Origin of the sequence: Paracoccus sp. ME4, from assembly GCF_046736325.1 — a bacterium.
Taxonomy (GTDB): Bacteria; Pseudomonadota; Alphaproteobacteria; order Rhodobacterales; family Rhodobacteraceae; genus Paracoccus.
Window position 1 is genome coordinate 47,841 of record NZ_CP151277.1, and the last position, 17,846, is coordinate 65,686.

At 65.3% G+C, this 17,846-nt stretch carries 28 protein-coding genes; 13 read left to right on the forward strand and 15 right to left on the reverse strand.

The window, feature by feature from the left end:
- Window positions 1-70: 70 nt before the first annotated feature.
- From trpS to AACG61_RS15715, 3 genes are all read left to right on the forward strand, one after another.
- Window positions 71-1,096 carry a tryptophan--tRNA ligase gene (gene trpS, locus AACG61_RS15705; RefSeq protein WP_411839902.1) on the forward strand — a complete coding sequence of 342 codons (1,026 nt, stop codon included), beginning with the start codon at window positions 71-73 and terminating at the stop codon, window positions 1,094-1,096.
- A gap of 99 nt (window positions 1,097-1,195) precedes the next feature.
- Entirely contained in the window at window positions 1,196-1,480 is a 285-nt protein-coding gene (locus AACG61_RS15710) for a hypothetical protein (RefSeq protein ID WP_411839903.1), read from the forward strand.
- Window positions 1,481-1,604: 124 nt separating this feature from the next.
- Window positions 1,605-3,293 (forward strand): hypothetical protein, encoded by a 1,689-nt coding sequence (locus AACG61_RS15715; protein ID WP_411839904.1) that lies wholly within the window; start codon window positions 1,605-1,607, stop codon window positions 3,291-3,293.
- Window positions 3,294-3,296: 3 nt separating this feature from the next.
- On the opposite strand, the gene AACG61_RS15720 is transcribed toward AACG61_RS15715, so the two are convergent.
- The 5 genes from AACG61_RS15720 to AACG61_RS15740 form a co-directional block, all read right to left on the reverse strand.
- Complete coding sequence (locus AACG61_RS15720) at window positions 3,297-4,334, reverse strand: nucleotidyl transferase AbiEii/AbiGii toxin family protein (protein WP_411839905.1); 1,038 nt, start codon at window positions 4,332-4,334, stop codon at window positions 3,297-3,299.
- On the reverse strand, window positions 4,327-4,533 hold the full coding sequence (locus AACG61_RS15725; RefSeq protein ID WP_411839906.1) for a hypothetical protein: 207 nt from the start codon (window positions 4,531-4,533) through the stop codon (window positions 4,327-4,329). Before AACG61_RS15725 ends, AACG61_RS15720 begins: the two co-directional genes overlap by 8 nt.
- Window positions 4,534-4,656: 123 nt before the next feature.
- Window positions 4,657-5,058 (reverse strand): hypothetical protein, encoded by a 402-nt coding sequence (locus AACG61_RS15730; protein WP_411839907.1) that lies wholly within the window; start codon window positions 5,056-5,058, stop codon window positions 4,657-4,659.
- Window positions 5,059-5,135: 77 nt separating this feature from the next.
- Window positions 5,136-5,450 carry a hypothetical protein gene (locus AACG61_RS15735; protein WP_411839908.1) on the reverse strand — a complete coding sequence of 105 codons (315 nt, stop codon included), beginning with the start codon at window positions 5,448-5,450 and terminating at the stop codon, window positions 5,136-5,138.
- Window positions 5,447-6,157, reverse strand: a complete 711-nt coding sequence (locus AACG61_RS15740; RefSeq protein ID WP_411839909.1) for a hypothetical protein — start codon at window positions 6,155-6,157, stop codon at window positions 5,447-5,449. Before AACG61_RS15740 ends, AACG61_RS15735 begins: the two co-directional genes overlap by 4 nt.
- A 146-nt stretch (window positions 6,158-6,303) precedes the next feature.
- Between AACG61_RS15740 and AACG61_RS15745 the strand changes: the two genes are divergently transcribed.
- From AACG61_RS15745 to AACG61_RS15755, 3 genes are all read left to right on the forward strand, one after another.
- Complete coding sequence (locus AACG61_RS15745) at window positions 6,304-7,104, forward strand: hypothetical protein (RefSeq protein ID WP_411839910.1); 801 nt, start codon at window positions 6,304-6,306, stop codon at window positions 7,102-7,104.
- A gap of 15 nt (window positions 7,105-7,119) precedes the next feature.
- On the forward strand, window positions 7,120-7,503 hold the full coding sequence (locus AACG61_RS15750; protein WP_411839911.1) for a hypothetical protein: 384 nt from the start codon (window positions 7,120-7,122) through the stop codon (window positions 7,501-7,503).
- 104 nt (window positions 7,504-7,607) lie between these two features.
- The gene (locus AACG61_RS15755) at window positions 7,608-8,120 is read left to right on the forward strand and encodes a hypothetical protein (protein ID WP_411839912.1); all 513 of its coding nucleotides are present in this window, start codon (window positions 7,608-7,610) and stop codon (window positions 8,118-8,120) included.
- Here the strand turns inward: AACG61_RS15755 and AACG61_RS15760 are convergent.
- The 6 genes from AACG61_RS15760 to AACG61_RS15785 all read right to left on the reverse strand — a co-directional run bounded on the left by AACG61_RS15760 (window position 8,071) and on the right by AACG61_RS15785 (window position 12,451).
- Window positions 8,071-8,331, reverse strand: coding sequence for a hypothetical protein (locus AACG61_RS15760; RefSeq protein ID WP_411839913.1), 261 nt, complete (start codon window positions 8,329-8,331; stop codon window positions 8,071-8,073). The genes AACG61_RS15755 and AACG61_RS15760 overlap by 50 nt on opposite strands.
- A 143-nt stretch (window positions 8,332-8,474) precedes the next feature.
- Entirely contained in the window at window positions 8,475-8,993 is a 519-nt protein-coding gene (locus AACG61_RS15765) for a DUF1643 domain-containing protein (RefSeq protein WP_411839914.1), read from the reverse strand.
- 11 nt (window positions 8,994-9,004) lie between these two features.
- Window positions 9,005-9,394 carry a hypothetical protein gene (locus tag AACG61_RS15770; protein WP_411839915.1) on the reverse strand — a complete coding sequence of 130 codons (390 nt, stop codon included), beginning with the start codon at window positions 9,392-9,394 and terminating at the stop codon, window positions 9,005-9,007.
- Between the two features lie 89 nt (window positions 9,395-9,483).
- Complete coding sequence (locus AACG61_RS15775) at window positions 9,484-10,605, reverse strand: hypothetical protein (RefSeq protein WP_411839916.1); 1,122 nt, start codon at window positions 10,603-10,605, stop codon at window positions 9,484-9,486.
- Between the two features lie 48 nt (window positions 10,606-10,653).
- Window positions 10,654-11,490, reverse strand: coding sequence for a hypothetical protein (locus tag AACG61_RS15780; protein WP_411839917.1), 837 nt, complete (start codon window positions 11,488-11,490; stop codon window positions 10,654-10,656).
- Window positions 11,465-12,451 (reverse strand): hypothetical protein, encoded by a 987-nt coding sequence (locus tag AACG61_RS15785; RefSeq protein ID WP_411839918.1) that lies wholly within the window; start codon window positions 12,449-12,451, stop codon window positions 11,465-11,467. The genes AACG61_RS15780 and AACG61_RS15785 overlap by 26 nt, the downstream gene beginning before the upstream one ends.
- 27 nt (window positions 12,452-12,478) lie before the next feature.
- Here AACG61_RS15785 and AACG61_RS15790 point away from each other — a divergent pair, with 27 nt between their 5' ends.
- The 6 genes from AACG61_RS15790 to AACG61_RS15815 all read left to right on the forward strand — a co-directional run bounded on the left by AACG61_RS15790 (window position 12,479) and on the right by AACG61_RS15815 (window position 14,920).
- On the forward strand, window positions 12,479-12,916 hold the full coding sequence (locus AACG61_RS15790) for a hypothetical protein (protein ID WP_411839919.1): 438 nt from the start codon (window positions 12,479-12,481) through the stop codon (window positions 12,914-12,916).
- Window positions 12,913-13,137 carry a hypothetical protein gene (locus tag AACG61_RS15795; RefSeq protein ID WP_411839920.1) on the forward strand — a complete coding sequence of 75 codons (225 nt, stop codon included), beginning with the start codon at window positions 12,913-12,915 and terminating at the stop codon, window positions 13,135-13,137. Before AACG61_RS15790 ends, AACG61_RS15795 begins: the two co-directional genes overlap by 4 nt.
- Complete coding sequence (locus AACG61_RS15800; protein WP_411839921.1) at window positions 13,134-13,589, forward strand: hypothetical protein; 456 nt, start codon at window positions 13,134-13,136, stop codon at window positions 13,587-13,589. The genes AACG61_RS15795 and AACG61_RS15800 overlap by 4 nt, the downstream gene beginning before the upstream one ends.
- The gene (locus AACG61_RS15805; protein ID WP_411839922.1) at window positions 13,577-13,834 is read left to right on the forward strand and encodes a hypothetical protein; all 258 of its coding nucleotides are present in this window, start codon (window positions 13,577-13,579) and stop codon (window positions 13,832-13,834) included. The genes AACG61_RS15800 and AACG61_RS15805 overlap by 13 nt, the downstream gene beginning before the upstream one ends.
- Before the next feature lie 71 nt (window positions 13,835-13,905).
- A complete protein-coding gene (locus AACG61_RS15810; RefSeq protein ID WP_411839923.1) occupies window positions 13,906-14,517 on the forward strand; it encodes a DUF5671 domain-containing protein in 612 nt (203 codons plus the stop codon).
- Complete coding sequence (locus AACG61_RS15815; protein ID WP_411839924.1) at window positions 14,510-14,920, forward strand: hypothetical protein; 411 nt, start codon at window positions 14,510-14,512, stop codon at window positions 14,918-14,920. Before AACG61_RS15810 ends, AACG61_RS15815 begins: the two co-directional genes overlap by 8 nt.
- A 12-nt stretch (window positions 14,921-14,932) precedes the next feature.
- Here the strand turns inward: AACG61_RS15815 and AACG61_RS15820 are convergent, their stop codons facing one another.
- The 4 genes from AACG61_RS15820 to AACG61_RS15835 are packed head-to-tail and all read right to left on the reverse strand — an operon-like array spanning window position 14,933 to window position 17,053.
- Entirely contained in the window at window positions 14,933-15,496 is a 564-nt protein-coding gene (locus AACG61_RS15820) for a restriction endonuclease (RefSeq protein WP_411839925.1), read from the reverse strand.
- Window positions 15,493-15,753, reverse strand: a complete 261-nt coding sequence (locus AACG61_RS15825; RefSeq protein WP_411839926.1) for a hypothetical protein — start codon at window positions 15,751-15,753, stop codon at window positions 15,493-15,495. The genes AACG61_RS15820 and AACG61_RS15825 overlap by 4 nt, the downstream gene beginning before the upstream one ends.
- Window positions 15,754-15,755: 2 nt before the next feature.
- The gene (locus AACG61_RS15830) at window positions 15,756-16,313 is read right to left on the reverse strand and encodes a hypothetical protein (RefSeq protein WP_411839927.1); all 558 of its coding nucleotides are present in this window, start codon (window positions 16,311-16,313) and stop codon (window positions 15,756-15,758) included.
- Window positions 16,310-17,053: a DNA-methyltransferase gene (locus AACG61_RS15835; RefSeq protein ID WP_411839928.1), complete on the reverse strand. Its 744-nt coding sequence runs from the start codon at window positions 17,051-17,053 to the stop codon at window positions 16,310-16,312. Before AACG61_RS15835 ends, AACG61_RS15830 begins: the two co-directional genes overlap by 4 nt.
- A gap of 148 nt (window positions 17,054-17,201) precedes the next feature.
- Here AACG61_RS15835 and AACG61_RS15840 point away from each other — a divergent pair, with 148 nt between their 5' ends.
- A complete protein-coding gene (locus AACG61_RS15840) occupies window positions 17,202-17,738 on the forward strand; it encodes an NYN domain-containing protein (protein WP_411839929.1) in 537 nt (178 codons plus the stop codon).
- The last annotated feature ends 108 nt before the right edge of the window (window positions 17,739-17,846 follow it).

A 17,846-nucleotide genomic window follows, 5' to 3' on the forward strand; every position in this document is an offset into this window, starting at 1 on the left:
GTCCGGCATATGCGCGGGCTCCGATCCGGAACGGCGAGGCGGCTCCCTCATCCCAGCACGGAGCACTTCGATGACCATCCTTCCAAGCCCCCATTCCGGCATCCGCGGCCGGACCATCCTGACCGGCGACCGGCCCACCGGGCAGCTTCACCTGGGCCATTACGCGGGCTCGCTGAAGGCCCGCGTGGACCTGCAGGAGCACAACGAGCAGTTCGTCCTGATCGCCGACCTGCAGGCGCTGACCGACAATGCCGGCAATCCGGGCAAGGTGCGCTCCAGCGTCCGCGAGCTGGTCCTCGACTACTTGGCCGTGGGCATCGATCCCACGAAGAGCCGCATCATCCGCCAGAGCCGGATCCCGGAGCTGGCCGAGCTGACCATGCTCTACATGAATCTGGTCAGCGTCGCGCGCCTCGAGCGCAACCCGACCACCAAGTCCGAGATCGAGCAGCGCGCCTTCACCGGCGGGGTGCCCTCTGGGTTCCTGTGCTACCCGGTCTCCCAGGCCGCGGACATCACCGCCTTCGACGCTGACCTGGTTCCAGCCGGGGCCGACCAGGCCCCGATCCTGGAGATCGCCAACGAGATCGTCGAGCGGATGAACCGGGCCGGCGGAGCCGGAACGCTGCGGCGCGCCGAGCTCATGCTCTCCGCCGGCGCCCGGCTTCCGGGCGTGGATGGCCGCGGCAAGATGTCGAAATCCGCCGGCAATGCGATCCTGCTCTCGGATGACGAGGCCGCCATCCGCAACAAGGTCATGGCCATGTATACGGACCCCGATCACCTGCGGGTCTCGGATCCGGGCCGGGTGGAGGGCAACGTGGTCTTCGCGATGCTGGATGCCTTCGATCCGGATACCGCTGAAGTCGAGGCGCTGAAGCAGCACTACCGGGCCGGCGGGCTGGGCGACATGGCCCTGAAACGCCGGCTTGAGCCGATCCTGCAGGAGCTGATCGCACCCATCCGGGAACGGCGCGCCGAGCTGGCTCTCGATCCGGACGTGTATCATCGGGTCCTCGACGCATCCACGGAGATCGCGCGCGAGCGGGCAGGGCGGGTTCTGGGGCGGGTGCGGGCGGCATTCGGTCTCGACTGAGCCGTCCGATCGAGGAGGCGCAGGCCGGATCGTCCGGACCCCCGGAATGCAAAAGCCCTCCGCGTCCGGCTGGACGCGGAGCTGCACGAGGCTGAGGTCGTGTCCGGTCCGCCTCGCTCCGCTCTGCGCGAGACCGGCATCGAGATCGGCGCGACAGATTTCTATGATGCCTGGGGCGAATACTCGGCCGAGATGTTCGCAGGCTGGACGAGCATTGACACCCGCTACCCCGCCTGGATCCTCTTCAACATCCTGCCCTATTGCGACATCGAAGCGGGCGGCCCGCGCGCGGATGAGCTCATCGGCCAGATGGAAGACATGTCGCGGGAGACCTATGCGCACCGCGGTTTCGACATCGTCTCGAAGCTGCTGGCCGCACGTTGATTCACGCAAAGAGAAGCGTTCCGAAGAGGATCGTTAGCCTGATCGGATGGCAGCCTGATCCGAGGCTAGGGATTTTCTCGTGAATCTCGGATGATGGCCTGAATACTTCGTGGGATACCTCAGCATGAAACTTCAGACCATCAAGCGCTACATCGCAGAGCACCGTGCCGAGCTGTCCGCGGATCCGGAACGGGTCGCGATCCTGCGCCGGATCGTGGTTGCCGAGAAGGCCCGTCTCCATGCCGCAGGCGCCGACCCGCTCCTGTCTCAGGCCTTCCTGCGCATCGAGCGGGTGGCCAGTGGCGTGCCGGTCGCGCTCTTCGGGCAGCCGGTGCCGTCGCGTGCCTTCAACCGGATCGAGCTGATCGCCGGGCGGACCGACCCCCAGACCGGGGACCGGGTTCCGGGTGAGACCCTGATCAGCGTGCTGGCCTCCGAGGAGGCGCTGACCAAGCTGATCCTGCGCAGCAACCGGGGCGATCCGAACATCTGGATGACCGGCGAGGCGCTTGGCGGCTACGACCTGGGCCCCTTCGCCCCGGCCGGCCGCGACGACCGGGCGGTCATCGATGGCAAGATCGAGGATGTGGCGCTCAGGGGACCGGAGGGCGTCGATCGGATCATCGCCTCGATCCGCGCCGCCAAGCTGCCGCTGTCTGCCAAGTTCACAGACCAGGCCATTCGCGACCTTGATGTTGCGGACCAGGCGCGGAACGCCGAATTCTACGTCGGCATGCACCATGAGATCCTGTCCAAGCGGATGGTCGCCATGCAGGTCGAGGCGGCCAACACCGTCATCAACGCCTCGCGGATCATGCAGGCCGCCGAGCAGCTGCGCCTGGCGCCCCCGGAAGAGGCGAAGAGCGTTCCCCATCCGATCGAGGAGGCACGGCTCTCGAACCCGCTCCTGAATGCGGCGGTCGACCATTACAGCCCGCAGGAGGCCGCGGTTCTGCGCGAGGTGCTGGCCTGGTCCCTCAGGACATTGGCCACCGGGATCGGCCTCGAAGACTACGAGCCGCTCGATGATGACGCGCACGCGTCGCGTCTGCGGCGCATGACGGTCGGGCTTCGCAGCCGCGACGGCATCCCGGAGGCGCTCGCGGCGGCGGACGAGCTCTGCCGGATGCTGAACCAGGTTAGCAACCCGCACATCCTGAGCGCCCGGGAGTCCGGAAGCGCCCATATGCTCACCGCCGCCATCAGCCAGGTCTCCGGCAGTCGCGACGGGCTGCACTCCGACTACAGCCGTGCCGGGTCGGATCTCGTCCGGATGACCATCAGCAAGGCCGAGGTCACGGACGACTTCGGCCGCGAACGGGTCCGGGAGCGCAACCAGCTGGTCGAGCTGCACATCTCGCCGGAGGAGTTCATGATCGCGCTGCGCGGTCACCCAACCGGCGAGCCGGTCCGCTGCAAGATCACCTGGATCCATGGCCAGCTGACCCCGGATGCGCCCTATCGCAACCGCTACGACGCGGAGCTGGAAGCGACGGATGCCCGGGCTCCGGATGCGGCCCGTGCGCGGGTCCATGCCGCACGCAAGGCGGCGGCAGATCTCATGTCGGCCGGAATCCGGACGAAGGCGGATCGTGATGGCCTCATCGACGCGTTGAACCGGCTCCGGGATCAGTCGGAACTCCATGGGGAGGATCTGCTCTCGCGCTTCGCGGAGAAGGCCGACCGGGTCGAGGGGCTCGTCGACGAACAGTATCGCGATCAGATCGGACGCATCCTGGCCGCGGCCGGGTTCGACCCGGATATGCTGGCTCTGGATGGCCGGGACCCGGAAGCTCCGGCGATCGGGCTCTAGGGCCTACCTTGCACCCGGTATCTTCCCGAGATCGGCCAGGAAATCTGCCCGGACCTCCGCGATCCGAAGGAGCGCATGGTGTCGCTCCGGGTAGACCGCTCCGGGGCTGTTTCCTGCCAGGAAGTCCGCGATTTCGTGTGGCTGCGATCCTCCGACCATGAGCGCATTGTCGATTGCGATACGCTCGACCACGGGCCATGAGAGGTCTCCGTGCATGTCCCGGCACTCCTCGATGCCATGCAGGAACGCAACGCCTTCTCTCCCCGTGAACTGAAACGGGTCTGCGGGAGGCCCATCGGGATCCGTGCCGGCGGCCAGCGCACGCCTGTCACGCTCGGCGAGCTCCTCCGGCGCGCGGCCGATGTCGACGGCTGCCTGTTCCAGTGTCGCTGTGATTTCGGCCGCCAGGGATGGATCCATGTCGAGGTCGGACAAGGCCTTGCGCATGTAGTCCGGCTCGAGAAGGAGGCCGAGCCCCTTTCGGAAGCTCGCCAGCACCGGATCCCGGTAGACCCCGACAGCCTTCGCGAGCGACTCCGCCGGTATCGACCCCCAGCTCCGGATCATCATGGCCAGATCGATGATGTCACGGCTGTTGGTCGACTTGTCGAGAACCCGATCCGTGCAGGCCAGCAGCTTTTCTGCATAGAGATCCGGGATCGAAAGGCAGGGCAGCCCCAGTTTCGGGTCATGAACCGCGCTCACGGAGATTCGATGCTCGACGAAAACCTCCAGCTTCACGGGAGATCCATCGACATCCAGAAAGCCATGGAAGCGATATGGGTCCATCCGAAGCTCGCGTTTGTAGCTCACGGGTTTCCGAAACAATGCAGAAGGGTCATCGCTCAGAAGGGACCTCAGCTCCGCATATCCCTGAGGGCTCATGCAGATGATATCGAGGTCGTCGGAGCGGCGAAATTCCCCCAGGGACATCGAGATGTATGTTCCGCCCGCAAAGGCGCAGTCGGTGCGCGCCATGACATCGGGATCGAGCAGGGCAAGCAGCTTGGCGATCTTCTGGTGGTGGGGGCGGTCAAACATTGAGGATGCCATGGCCGAAATCGGCCGTGAGCCGAGCGAGCAGGGCCTTCTCACCTGGCCCCATCGCCTCACGGTCGACCAGGTGCCAATTGCGCTCGTAGAGCGCAAAGGCCTCCGCCTCTTCGACCTGGGCGCCCCGGTCCCGGTTCCAGCAGATGAGCGCAAGCTGGGGGTGATCCGCGATCCTGATCATCGTCATGTGTCCGCTTTCTTCACGATCAATATATGATCGACTGGCTGGCCCGGCAATGATCGTGCATCGGCCAGCCACCACCATGGTTGCACGCCGCCACAAGTCCGCCCCCGGCCGACCATCTCTCGATCAGGAGCAGCCGAAGGCGCCGTAGCGTTCTTCATGCTCGCGCATGGCATCTGCTGCGTCGTCGTTCATGTCGCGCATCTGGTCGACGGCATGGCCGAACATCTCCTCCTGGCGATTGTCGATCAGCCAGTCGGCGATCTCGTCGCGCAGCGCCTCGTCGACCGCCACCGGCTCACCCCGGGCATCGGCCGCGAATGGATCGGCCGCCTCGTAGCGCAGGATGTCGCCGATCTCCACCGTGTCCGTCTCCGGCGGGCTGATCCGGCCGGCCGCGCGTCCCGGGATGACGCTGTAGCGCGCCAGGTAGTCTTCCTCCTCGGGGCGGGAACCGACGTCACCACCCCAAGTGAAGCCGTATTCGAACTCGTGGTCGATGTGGAATGTCGTGCGCGTCTTCGCCATGATCGATGCCTTCCAGTGTCGGGACCGGGCGGCCCGATCCAACCTTCTGGAAGATTCCGCCAGATGAGCGAAAAAACCTAATCCTGATCCGCGGCAGGCGGCATGGTGCCGCTGCGACGCGCAGCCTCGCCCCGATCGGTCAGTTCATAAAACGCCGTGAAGGTGAACGGGCTGCCATCATCGAGCGTGATCGGATCCTCGATCGGAAGATAGACCAGTCCCGCCGCGACCATCGCGTTCCATGCCCTGCGACCCGGGATCACATCTCCCCAGAGATCCTCGCCGTTGCGTGCCGGAATATCATCGTCCGAGACCGGCTTGCGGCCCTGACCGAAGCTGGCGAGTTCCAGGACACGCAGCTCCGTCTCGGTGAGCTTGCGGCCGGCGCTCATGGCACTTTGCGCGATGCGAGCCACTCCGCATGAGCATGCGTGAAGCAGCGGTTCTCCAACGCGGAGAGGAAGCCCTTGATCGTGAAAGGCGCCTTTTCCGAAGTGTCGTTCGGGTAGCCGTTGGCCACAGCCCATTCCATGATCCGGTCGCGCGCCTCCACGTTCCAGGGATGCGTCCCATGGTCCTCGCCCGTATCCTCGGTCGGAAGCGGGGGCAAGTCGATGCCGGCCACGCGCAGTCGCAGCCAGCGCTCGCGCTGATGGCGTCGCGGCGCATCCCGATCGGATAGAGCCCGGAAATGCGCAAAGAGATAGGTGCCTCCCAGGATGAAGGTCAGATCTCCCAGGTCGGGCTTGTTCCGCCAGCCGCCCAAGGTGACGATCGGATGGAAGCGGGTCTCGAAGCAGCCGCAGCGCTTGCAGATGGCGCCGCCATTGGCGTATCGACCGCGCTGCCAGTGATGGTCCAGGCAGGCGAGTTTCCTGCGGTATTGCGCAAGCGCGTCTTCTTCCGCCACGGCGATCGTATCGCCCTCGCCGCGGATGAAGCCTCCGCCCGGGAAGGCCTCGAAGAAGGCCGTCATGCGCGACGTCTTCCCGAGCACGATGCCGCTGGAGCCCCATTGCACCGTGCAGTCTTCCGGCCAATCCCCGCTCGGGACGTGCTCGTGATCCTTCCAGCGGTGATGCGAGGCGATGCGCGGCATGACGGAACCTTTGGTATGTATTTGCGAAAATATATATAGCAAACCTAGATGGAGTTCCATATAAAACGACTTGGACCTATGGTTTTTCGTTTGCCACCGCTACGATCAACCCGGGTAGATAACCGTATGTTCGAGAAGGCTGCAGGATGGGCAAGGCAGGGATCGGCATCATCGGCCGCATCGCGAGCATCGCGACCGGCGAGCGCCCGGAGGAGCGGTTCGCCCGCCTGACTGCCGCGCGCGAGCCGGGCCTCGCACGCATGCGAGACGAGCTGGTTCCGGCCATCCTGAAGCACCGGAATGATCTCGACCTGCCCTCCACCCGCCATTTCGACTTCGAAGGCGGGCGCCTCATGGTCCAGACCAGGTATGCCCATGTGGCGGGCCGGGACGTCTGGAAGGTGCAATTCGACATCCGTGGCGCGGATCTGGGTCATGTCGAGTTCCACATGGCCGCACTTCCCAGGCGCGACACCGTCACGATGGTCTCGATCATCCGTCCGCGGGGCGCCTTCGGCGAAGATACGGACCGGATCCGGGAGGTCCTCGCGCGGGCGGGCGGCATCGTCGATCGCTTCGCAAGCCTCTATCTGTCGACCCGCGTCGAGAAATGGCGCGAGATGATCCACGGCGAATACGCGCCTGGCCGGGACGACATCATCCATGATCGCTCCACCTTACCGGAGCGTTGGATCCCGGAGGTGGACGAGGAAATCAAGGACGTCAGCACGGCGCACAGGCATGCGACGGTCGGCCTGAACGAGGGGCGCCTGGACGCTGAAGACATCGAGCGTCTTCGGAGCAGAATGGAGCAGCTCATGGTCGAGAGGCGTGCGATGCTTGAACAGCACTACCGCGACCTGGGTCGCGACATGGACATGAGGCCGCTGCCCCGCCAGCTGCCCGCGGCCGACGTCGGCCCGGACGACGCGCCGAAACCCGGATGAACGGAGAAGTGAAAAATGAAGATCTATACCTGCCCACGTGAGGTCGCGTTCGGCGAGCCGGACTATGCCAACTTCGACATCGACAAGGAGCGGGCCCGCGAGGATACGCATTCCTCGGCCCTGAAGGCCTGGCTCAGGAATGCGGGTTATGACGGCCCGAATACGGGCCGGATCCACTCCGTGCCGGTCGCGGACGGCCATGCCTGCTACATGTTTGCCGACAGGGGGCCGGACAGCGCGCTCATCCACCTGCCTTACGGGGATGCTTACCAGGCGCGCGACATCCAGTTCGTCCCGCAATCCGAAATCATCAAGCGGATGGACGCGGCGGACAGGCTCTCCGAAATCTTCAGGGCGGCTGCGGCAGAACGCAAGGACGACGACAGCCCCTCTCCCTGACCGGACCGGTCCGACAGCACACTAAAGAAAAAACCCATCCGACCGGCCGCCCTGCGGTCGGTCTCAGATCTCATTTTACCTTCACAAAAAACAAGAGAGAAAAAATGTTCGGCTTTGGAAGAAGAGACAGAAACGGAGATCAGGTCCGTCTCGAGCATCGTGGGAGAAATCTGCGCGCCTCCAGGACCGGTGGGTTATCGGCGCGCACCCAGCACAAGATCGGCGGCGTCACCGTCACTGCGAACACGAAGCACGGTCTTCGCGCATCGGCCAAGGTTGCACCGGGCCTGCGCATCGCCAACCAGTCCGGCCGCTGGCAGATGATCGGTCGCTGGAGCAGGGGGCCCTTCCGCTACAACCTCTCGAAACGTGGCGGATCAGTCTCCGTGACCAATCGGGCCGGCGCCCTCAACCTCACCAATCCCGGTCGGTCATCCTTCAAGGCCGGAGGTATCCAGCTGCGCGGCAGAAAGGCCGCCAATCTCCAGCTGATCTACCTGGCCGTAATGGCGGCCGTCGCGCTGGTCCGGATCGGGATCTGGCTCTGCGCCCTCCCGGTGGTGCTGGTCAAGGACCTTCTGGGGCGGCACGGGGATCCGGATCAGCCCGATCCGTGAGGTCGGGCAGGGGCAGGTGGTGCTCCTGCGCGTAACGACGCAGATGCCAGTCCACCTTCTCCTCCGCGGTGCCATCCCGCATCAGCGCCGCCAGCGCCTCCCCGGTGGCCAGCCTTTCGAGATGGACCTTGGCCTCCACCACGCCTGAGCCATGCGCCTCGCGATGGCGTCGCACCTGCTCCGCGGTGGGGATCTCCGGTTCGAAGCGCATCGTAACTTCTTCATATGGTGGCACCTTCACCGCCGTGAACAAACGGGGTTTCCCGGGAGGATTGGTGGGCCGGACATGCCCGCAAGCCGGTGCCGTGGGAAAGAGCCCCCAAACCTGGCGTCACGGCGAGGCGTCCTCCATCATCACGCGTATCGAACCAGCGGCGTGGCATAACCCAGCGTAAGCGGATGACAGGGATCACCGCTCCCGGTCATCCCCCAGCAATGCATCGGCTTGCCCGAGGCCGCGAGGCGCGCCTTCATCCGGTCGAGTTCGGGGCGCAGCGCGCGCGGTATCTTGTCCCGAGCGCCCCAGCAGGGCACCAGGATGTCCGCGTCCCGTATGATGTCGTCCAGGTGGCGCTCGTAGTCCGGGCCGAACAGGTCCGCCGCGCGGGCCAGTTCCCGGACGTTCGCGGCCCGCCAGGCGAAGACATTCCCGACGATCACCCGGCCCCAGCCCAGGCGCTGGCCAAAGCCGCGCCACTTGCGCACGGTGGGATCGTCGCGGAGCGCATCGGCGGTCGAGGGGTTGATGCCGAAGACCGCGGCGACGACACGGCCGTCCCCGATCGGGCGATCGAGACGCCAGCGCCAGCGTCCGCAGTCCGAGAGGGCCGCCGAACGGCCATCACCATGCGTCGGAGTCGCGAATTCCGCCATCCTTTCCTCCTTCAGACCGCCGGACCTTCTCCCTCCCGATCATCGCCGGGCGCAGGGTGGGTGTCGAGCCCCTCCTCGATGGGGCTGATGCCCAGTTCCGACAGCGCCGCGCGCAGCCCCTCCAGCTTGCCCGCCGGCACGCGCAGGGTCAGGATCATGTCGCCGCGGCGCTCCGAAACGAACTCTTCCCATACCGTGTCGAAGTCGCGCGTCTCGTTCGTCCGGTCGTAGTGCAGATATCCGAGTCTGTTCGTCTCCAGGATCGCGTCGAGCGGCAGGATCCATCTGCCCTGCTCGTCCTCGATCTCGTATTCGCTGTCCTCGTGCCAGACCTCGCCGGGCTTCCCGGGCCAATGGTTCTGGTAGAAGTCCTTGAACTGGGCTCCGGTAATTTTTGTCATGGTCTGGGCTTTCTCCTCGTTGCTACAGGCCTGTAGTCGCACCGCGCCATTGCCGTCCGGAGTGTTCAGTCCGGACGGCAATCCTGCAATCACTTTTCGGCGTCGGGGATCTCGATGTTCAGGCGCAGCGCCTTGCCCTTGCCGAAAACGACCTCCGCGCCGCTTCCGGCGTTGATCGCGGTCACCTTGATCACCGCTGAGCCGCCCGGGAACTCGATCATCCCGGCATGGACCTGGATGACCCCGCCGCCGAAGGCGAGCAGCAGGTAGCCGCACAGGCCCGGCTCCAGCAGCCAGTTCAGGTTGGCCTCATCAAGCGTGAAGCGCGCATCTCCGGGACCGGTGACGACCGACGGGGCGGGGGCGTAGAAGCGCTTCTTCGCACTCGCATACTTGCGCTTGCCGATCGTGGGCGAAGCGCCGAACATGCGGGTCCAGTTGGTGATTGCGGCCAGCGCTTCCGGCTTCATGCCGTGACCCGATGCGGGCGCATTGCCTTCGGCATCGACCCAGCCTGACCCGTTGCGGTTCATCCCGGTGACGACCGACATTGCGGCAGTGAACGACTTCACCTTGAAGTCACGATCGAGGCGGCGGATCCCGTCCTCACTCAGGACAGCGGTGCGCAGGATGGTCTCGCGATCCGACAGATACTGCGGCGAGGTGAGGTTGGACGCCTCCGGGACGTGGATCTGGCTGCCCTCGAGGATCACGATGCCGTCACCGGTATCCACGACGGTTGCGGCCAGCCCCTTGATCGCCGAGCTATAGCTCACCCCCGTGACGGCCCTGGACTTCTGGTCGATCAGGGCATCGTTGACCACGACCGCGGTCATGCGGGCATCGGTTTGCTCCCGGGTGACGGGCAGTGACATGGAGATCTGGGGCATGTCACGCATTTCCGGCGACATCGGTGCCTGCGGAGCGAAGGCCTGGGGGGCGGGGGGCTGACCAACGGCCGTCACACTGCCCCCGCGACCGACCAGGCTGGCGACGGAAAGGATGTCCCCGATCGCGCGCTTGAGTTCGTCCCCGGCCCCAAGAGCGGCCATGTAAGCCTCGTGAAGCTTGTGACCATTCAGCGTCAGGGCCATCGGCCCGGTCTTCTTGATGGATTCCTCGGCCCGGATGGCGGCGCTGGAGATGGCTGCATCGATCTGCCGGGCAATGGTCGATCCCAGATCCTGCTCGGACACGGTGTTGATGGTCATGAATGGTAATCCTTTTTCATCATACTTCCAATTTTCGCACAGCGCGCGTCACGCCGAGATCTGTTCCGGCGCTACGCTCAGCCGCTCTGCAAAAGCGGTCATCATCTCGCGGCCACGCTCATTCAGTGCCGGCCAGCGCGCACGCTGGTCGTGAGGCACGCCATGCATGGTGATCAGCGCGGGATGGGTGTTCGGGCCGTTGCGGCCGCGCGGCATGCCGGACAGCCGGGCGATGTGGTTGGGCAGGTTGTTGACCCCCAGCCGCTTGGAGATCTTACTGACCGACTCCGCCCCGCCCTCGAAGCGCTCGGCGTTGTGCGCGATGTCCAGCAGCACGCAGAATGTCGACAGGGCCAGGCCGGCATCGCGATCGATGACCGCATCGAGCGCCGGCAGCAGGCGGGCGCCGATCCAGTCGCGGCCGAGCGATGGGCAGGCGATCCCCGCTGCATTCAGGAAATGCCTGGTCATCGCACGGCCGTCACGCCCGATGACGACCACCTTCTGGCGGCGATCCGCGCCGGGATGCCGTTCACAGAGCCGCAGCCCCGGATAATTCCCGCGGCCGTCGGACAGCTGTGCGATCAGGCTGGCCCCGATCATGTAGTTCAGCTTGGGATTGTCGGAGAAGCGCGAGCACTCCGAAAATTCGGCATAGGTCATGGGACCGGTCTGGGCACTGATAATCAGCATGCCGCGCAGCGCATTCAGTGTGAGGGTCCGGCGCATGACGCGGGCGGCAGAGAAGGCCTCCAGCATGCGGCCGAATTCAGAGCTTCCGGGAGGCGACATGACGGCATCCTCCGGTTTGGTGGGGACGCCTTGTCCGATATCGATTTTCGCAGAATACATCCGTTCCTCACAGATCAGGTTGATGGGCGGCACGGATCGGCAGGGCCATCCGTTCCGAAAGGGCGTCGGCGAGGGCCCGGGTCGCCTTCAGACCATCCTCGCCACCGCGGTGCATCGCCATGGGCAGCAGTTCGACAATCTCCGGGCCCCAGGCCTGCACGACCTCATCGGGAAACATGTCGCGGAGCGGGTTGGGCTTGCGATCCCGGTAGACCGGGAAAGGCCGGTTCTCGTCGAGCCAGCCGCGGACGCCGCTGGCGACCGGATCGGACAGCCCATTCAGCAGGCCGGGCAGGGCACCGATGGAGCGCCGCAGCGCCGCCCGCTCCTCCTGGCGATCGGCCTCCTCGCGAGCCTGACGCAGCTCGTATTCGTGAATGCCATCGAGATGGTTCGAGTGATCGGCCGGACTGGTCATCAGGCGGGCCGCCCCCATGATCGCGTGCCGCGCCGCGCGGAGCTCGGCACGTCCGATCTCGGGCCCCGCCGGGATCATGATGACCTCCTCGCCCATCTTGCGATCGCACTGAACCAGGCACATCGCCCGTGTGCCGTCGAACGCCTGCCGCAGGTGCTCGAAGGCCCGCATGACATCCGCGTCCAGGCTGTCATCCTTCTCGGGCCAGTCGTCATCGTCTGAGGTCAGGATGCCCAGCGTGGAGATGCGCTTCTCCACCACCGCGAGCGCGGCGTCGAAATGCGTCATGTCCGGCTTCTCCGCCGCCATGCGCGGCGCTCCGGTCTCACGGTGGGGCACGCCGTCACGATTGCCGAGGTCGATGATCCGGGTCGCCCTCTCGATGATCTCGACGGCCAGCTGGCGATTTGCCGTGATCCGCGCATCGGACATGCGCATCAGTTCCAGCGCGGAGCTCTCCCTGTCGGGGATGTGGTTCCCGCCGCAGACCACGACGGCCTCATGACGGCGGGGGTCATGGACGATCGACGTGATCCGGCGATCGCGGTCGCAATCCCGGTCGATCACGAGGTCCATGATGAGCCCGACGGCATGCACCAATGCATGAGCCGGAAGAGCCATGAAGCCATCCCCGTCCAGGCCGTCTTCCAGGAAATCCTTCCGGGCATTCGCGAAGGCCTGCAGGTCATCTGCGCCACGGGGGCGATAGACAGGAACGCTCATGCTGCTCTCTTCCCTGTGGTGATTGCTTTTTCACATTTTTACCGAAACACATTGAAGTCTGCAAGCCCGTCTGTTACAAAATATGCGAATAACAAAGGCGTCGGCAGCATGACCCAAGGCGATCTCAGGGACCCCACCGATTACGGCTCGGTCGTGCGCAACAACCTCATGAAGCGGCCCGGCTACGCGCCTTATTGCATGGCGAGCGACTGCTGGTGCCGCATGGAATGGACCGGCTCGCAGTTCCGGCACTGTGGGCAGGAAACCGAATTCCCCCCGGACTTCATCGCCAAATACAAGGAGCGCTGGAAGAAATGACCCGCAAGACAAGCAAAGGCCTCCTCCTGGGGGTTGCGGCAATGGTGGCCCTGGCCGGCTGCAGGTCCGAAGACAACAACTATTACACGGTTTCCCGCCAATACCTGGAGCTCGAATTCGCCTATGACCGGTGTCTCGGCTTTCTCAAGGACGAGCGAAGCGCGGAGAACTTCGAAAAGCGCCTGGCCTGCACCAGGGCCGTCTACGGGGGTGCGGAATGACCGGCACCGACAACCAGCGCCTCCAGGGCACGCCGCTCTTCGAAAGACCTGCAATGACCGCCCAGGCACCCGCGAAATCCGACATCGTCTACCGGGACGGATTCCCGGAAGGCTGGTATGTGGTTCATCGCCCCGACACCACCCTCCTGGTGGACGGGTCGGGCATCTTCCCCCTGGGCTTCGGAAACACGATCTGCGCGGCGCCACGCCTGTGCCAGGGCGAGGCCTTCCTCGACACGGCCCGTGCCATCGCCTGGGCGCTCAGCGGGGTTCGTGCCGCGACACACGCGCACGGCATGGCCGCGTTCTGCGACCGGTGCGGCATCGGCCCGAACTGTGACGAGCACGGGACGGCGCTTCCCAACACCCGCGCAGAGCGCAACTGGACCTGCAGTCACTGCGATCATGCCAACATCAGAGAATCCGCGGAGGGCAGGGGATGTGCAGGCTGAGCGATGCAAAGCTGGCCGAGATCCAGCATGAGCTGGAGGGGACCTGCACGACGCTGACCGCGATCATCGAGCGGCATCAGCTCGACATCGGTGAAGACGAGCTCGAGGATCAGCTCCTCGACGGGGGCATGCCCATCGAGCGCAGCGTCTGCTGCGAATGGTGGTTCGGCGTCTCCGAGCTGGAGTTCGACGAGGAGCGGGGAGGCGGGGTCTGCGCGCAATGCGAGCCGGAAGCCTTCGGGTAAGGCTGCCAACGGCGGCGCAACCTTGCATCCCGCGCCGCATTGCCACACCTTCTCGCCAAAGGGAGCGGATCGTGAAGCAGGCAGACCAATTATCCGAGTTCGTCCGCATGTGCTATGCGAATGGCGACGACGCGAACACGATCCGGCAGCGGCTGGCCGATACGGGCTGGTCGGATCCCGAAATCTGCGAGGCGATGTCGCTCTGGGAGCCGGGCCGGCCGCCGGTGCCGCGGCCGCGACCCTACGCCTCCGCAAGGGAGGCGGTGCTCCACGGCATCCTCTTCATCGCGCTTGGCGCCATCGCCTGGCACCTCTGTCAGCTCGGGATGGCCCTCATCGACCAGGCGATACCGGATCCGGGAGAATATCCGCGGAGCGCCGGCAGCGCCGCTCGATGGTCGATCGCCTCGCTCATCGCCTTCACGCCGGTCTTCCTGCTGATCAACCGGCATGTCGGCGCGATGGGCCGTGGAAATGCGGCGCGCCGGCGATCGCTGGTCCGCAGGTGGTTCGCAACCGTCACGCTCCTGATCACCGCGTTGCTGCTCCTGGGCGGGGCGGTCCATGTCATCCATGCTTTCCTGAACGGAGACCTGACAATGCGCTTCGCGTGCAAGGCCCTGCTGGTTGCGGCCGTCTCCGGCCTGGTCCTCGCCTATTACCGGGACGAACTGCATGACTAGGGGCTGGCCGGCACTCGCCATCGGCGCCTTGTCCGCCGCCGCCATCGCCGCGGGGCTCTTGCTGGCCGGCGGCCCTGGACACGCCCGCAAGCAGGCGCGGGACGCGCAGCGGGAGCAGGATATCTCCGCCATGGCCTTGTGGATCGATTGCCTCGCACGTGCGGAAGGCGCGCTTCCGGCGGCGCCGGCCCCGCTTGAGCAATGCCCATGGGACCAGCGGGTCGCGGATCCCTATACCGGGCAGGCTTATCGCTACGAGGTGACCGGTCCTGCAAGCTACCGGATCTGTGCGGAGTTCGAGCTGCCGCCGCAGCGTCCGATCGATCAATGGACGCGCAATGCGGCGGGCTGTGTGGTGCGGGAATTCAGGCCGGATGGTGGGGCGACGCCGGCTGATCCGTGATCCACGGGCCGCTCAGATGCGTCTGCCAAGCCCTTTCAGGTCCGAGGCGTGGACCAGGATGACCCCGGTCCGGGCCGCGAGCTCCTCAGCGCTCTTCGTGAAGCGGCTGGTGGTCACGACCGCCGCGCGCTGGGTCCGGTGATAGGCCATGCCCGCATAAGCCTCCTGGACCGCCTTGTTGCCCACCGCGGCCTTGTAGCGCTTGCACTGGATCCCGACGGTCCTTCCGGCCACCCGGCCGATGACATCGATACCCTGGTCGCCGCTGCCGCGGGTCACATCCGCCTTCCAGCCGTAGCTCCGAAGCCGGCTGGCAACCCATTGCTCGAATTCGAGGCCGTCCTCGGGGATCCGGTCGTTCCGGATCCTGACCGTCCTCGATTTCGGCCTGGCCTTGTAGCGCCGGAAGGCAGCGCGCAGGATGACCGGCAGCGGCAAGGCCAGCGCCAGGGCCGGGGAGACCCATCCCGGCAGGGCGACCGGGAGGGGGATCGGGCCGGCCCATCCCCGAAGAAGGGATTCCAGGAAAAAGACGCAGAAGACCAGTAGGAAGTAGAGAGACAGCAGGCGGGTCATGCACGAGCCTTCGCAAGCAGAAGGCCGATCTCCAGCATCATGTGGTCCTTCATCGGATCAAGGGGCAGCCAGATGGATGTGCTCTCCAGGATCTCCAGGCGCAGCTCGCGGATCTCGAACTGGGTCATGTCGAGGTCCGCGCGCAGTCGGGTCGTGGGAGCGATCCGTTCTCCGGGCACGCCGAGGAGCGCGGCCAGGTGCCGGCGGACTTCAAGGACAGCCCGGACCTGGGCGTCGGTGAGGGAAACGGCCGGCATGATCAGGACCCCGATCGCCGAACGCCGATCCCGGACGCACCGCGGCGCCCGAGGATCTCCGCAGGCGAGATGAAGCGCCCCTCCGGATCGCATACCCGGTGCTCGTCGCCGGCCAGCATGGACAGCTCAAGCGGATCCGGGGTGACGAGGACGACCAGGCATCCGGCCAGGACCGTGTCGCGGATCACGGCCTCGAGGCCGTCGGCGATCGGAACGCAGTCCAGCAGGATCGCGCCCGCCCCCCGGTCCGGCGCCAGACGCAATGCCTCCGCCGGCCGTTCCAGGGACAGGTGGAGCGAGATCCTCTCAGGCATGCGCAGCACGACGCGGTCGACCAGCTCCGTCACTGGCTCGCGCGGCCAGTCCGGGCTTTCCAGGTATTCGGGCGCGTCGGCGCCATTCACGCAGATCCAGATCGGACCGAGATCACCGAACTCCGCATGGTTGACCAACTGTCCCACCACGCTGGGCCGGGCCGAGGGGGCGACGATCAGCAGGCCGCCACCGGCGCTCATTCGCTCCATGTCATCGGGCTGCGCGTGCAATGAGACCAGTTTCATGAAGCCATCATGTGTGTCGTTTTTCGCACACCCCGAGACAGGACGGCCCACTCCGCCTCGAGTCTCGCGGCCGCCATGTCGAACCATTTCGGATTGAGCTCGCAGCCGATCGCCCGGCGTCCGGTGCGCATCGCGGCGACCAGCGTTGCGGCCGAGCCGGCGAAGGGATCCAGCACCAACTGGCCCGGGTCGGTCGAATTCAGGATATAGTGCTCCATGAGATCGACCGGCTTCTGGGTCCGATGGAACCGGTCCTCGGGGCGATGGCATTCGAAGCGCTGCTTGGAGCCGGGACGGCGGATCGTCTTGGCGCGCCCCTTCCACAGATAGAGCGTGAACTCCAGCTCCTTCATATACCATCGGTTTCGGGTCGGGGTGATCTTGTCCCAGACCAGGAGATTATGGAACTTCCAGCCCGCGGCCAGGAAGGCGTTGTTGGCGTCGAACACGTTCTTGTCGTTCGACATCACGTAACCGTCCGCATCCCGTCCGCAGGCCTCGAACAGGGCGGGTGCCATCTCCTTCCAGGGCACGACCGGCATGAGGATGCCGGAATTGTCGTATTCGGCGCTGGAGAAGATCCCGCCCATGACCTGAGAGTTCCGCCCGCCCGAGGTGAGCTTGTAGGGCGGATCCGTCAGCAGCAGGTCCGCCTTCTCCTGCAGCGCCGGCAAGAGGCGCATCGCGTCACCCCTGAGCAGGGTAACCGGGCCCACGGTGAGGCTCCTGGTCTTCATCATGAGGCATCCAATCGCTATTTTTCGCAAAACTATCCGAGGCTGCATGCGAAATCCATGATCGATGTTTGAGTTTGCCCCGATGTCCACATAGATGAACGGAAGGCGATGCCGCCCTGCTGTGATTTGAAAGACGGATTGAGGAAGCACGATGTTCTACAAGAATGAAGGCCTGGCGCTGTTCATCGACGGTGCAAGCCTGCACAGCGCCGCACGCGCGCTCGGCTTCGAGATCGACTACCGCAAGCTGCGCGACGAATTCGCGACCCGCGGCCGCCTGATCCGGCTGAACTACTACACCTGCATCAACGAGGCGGACGAATACACCCCGCTGCGCCCGCTTACCGACTGGCTCGACTACAACGGCTACAGCGTCACGGCGAAGACCGTTCGTGAATACACGGATGCGCAGGGGCGGCGGAAGCTGAAGGGTTCGATCGGCATCGAGCTTGCGACGGATGCCATGCAGCTTGCCCCCTGCCTGCAGCACGCGATCATCTTCACCGGGGACGGCGACTACAGGCCGCTCGTGGAGGCCCTGCAGCGCGCCGCCGTGCGGGTCACGGTCTGCTCGACGATGCGCTCTGATACCCCGATGGTCTCGGACGACCTCAGGCGACAGGCTGATCACTTCCTCGACCTGGCAGACATCCGCGATGCCATCTCGCGCCCGCCCAGGGATGGCTGATCGGGAAGCGTCGGTCATTCCGAGACACCTGGTGCATCACGCACCCCAAAGAGCGCCCGGACGATGCGCTGGAAGTTATTCGCATTTTAATGGATTTCGCGACCGATT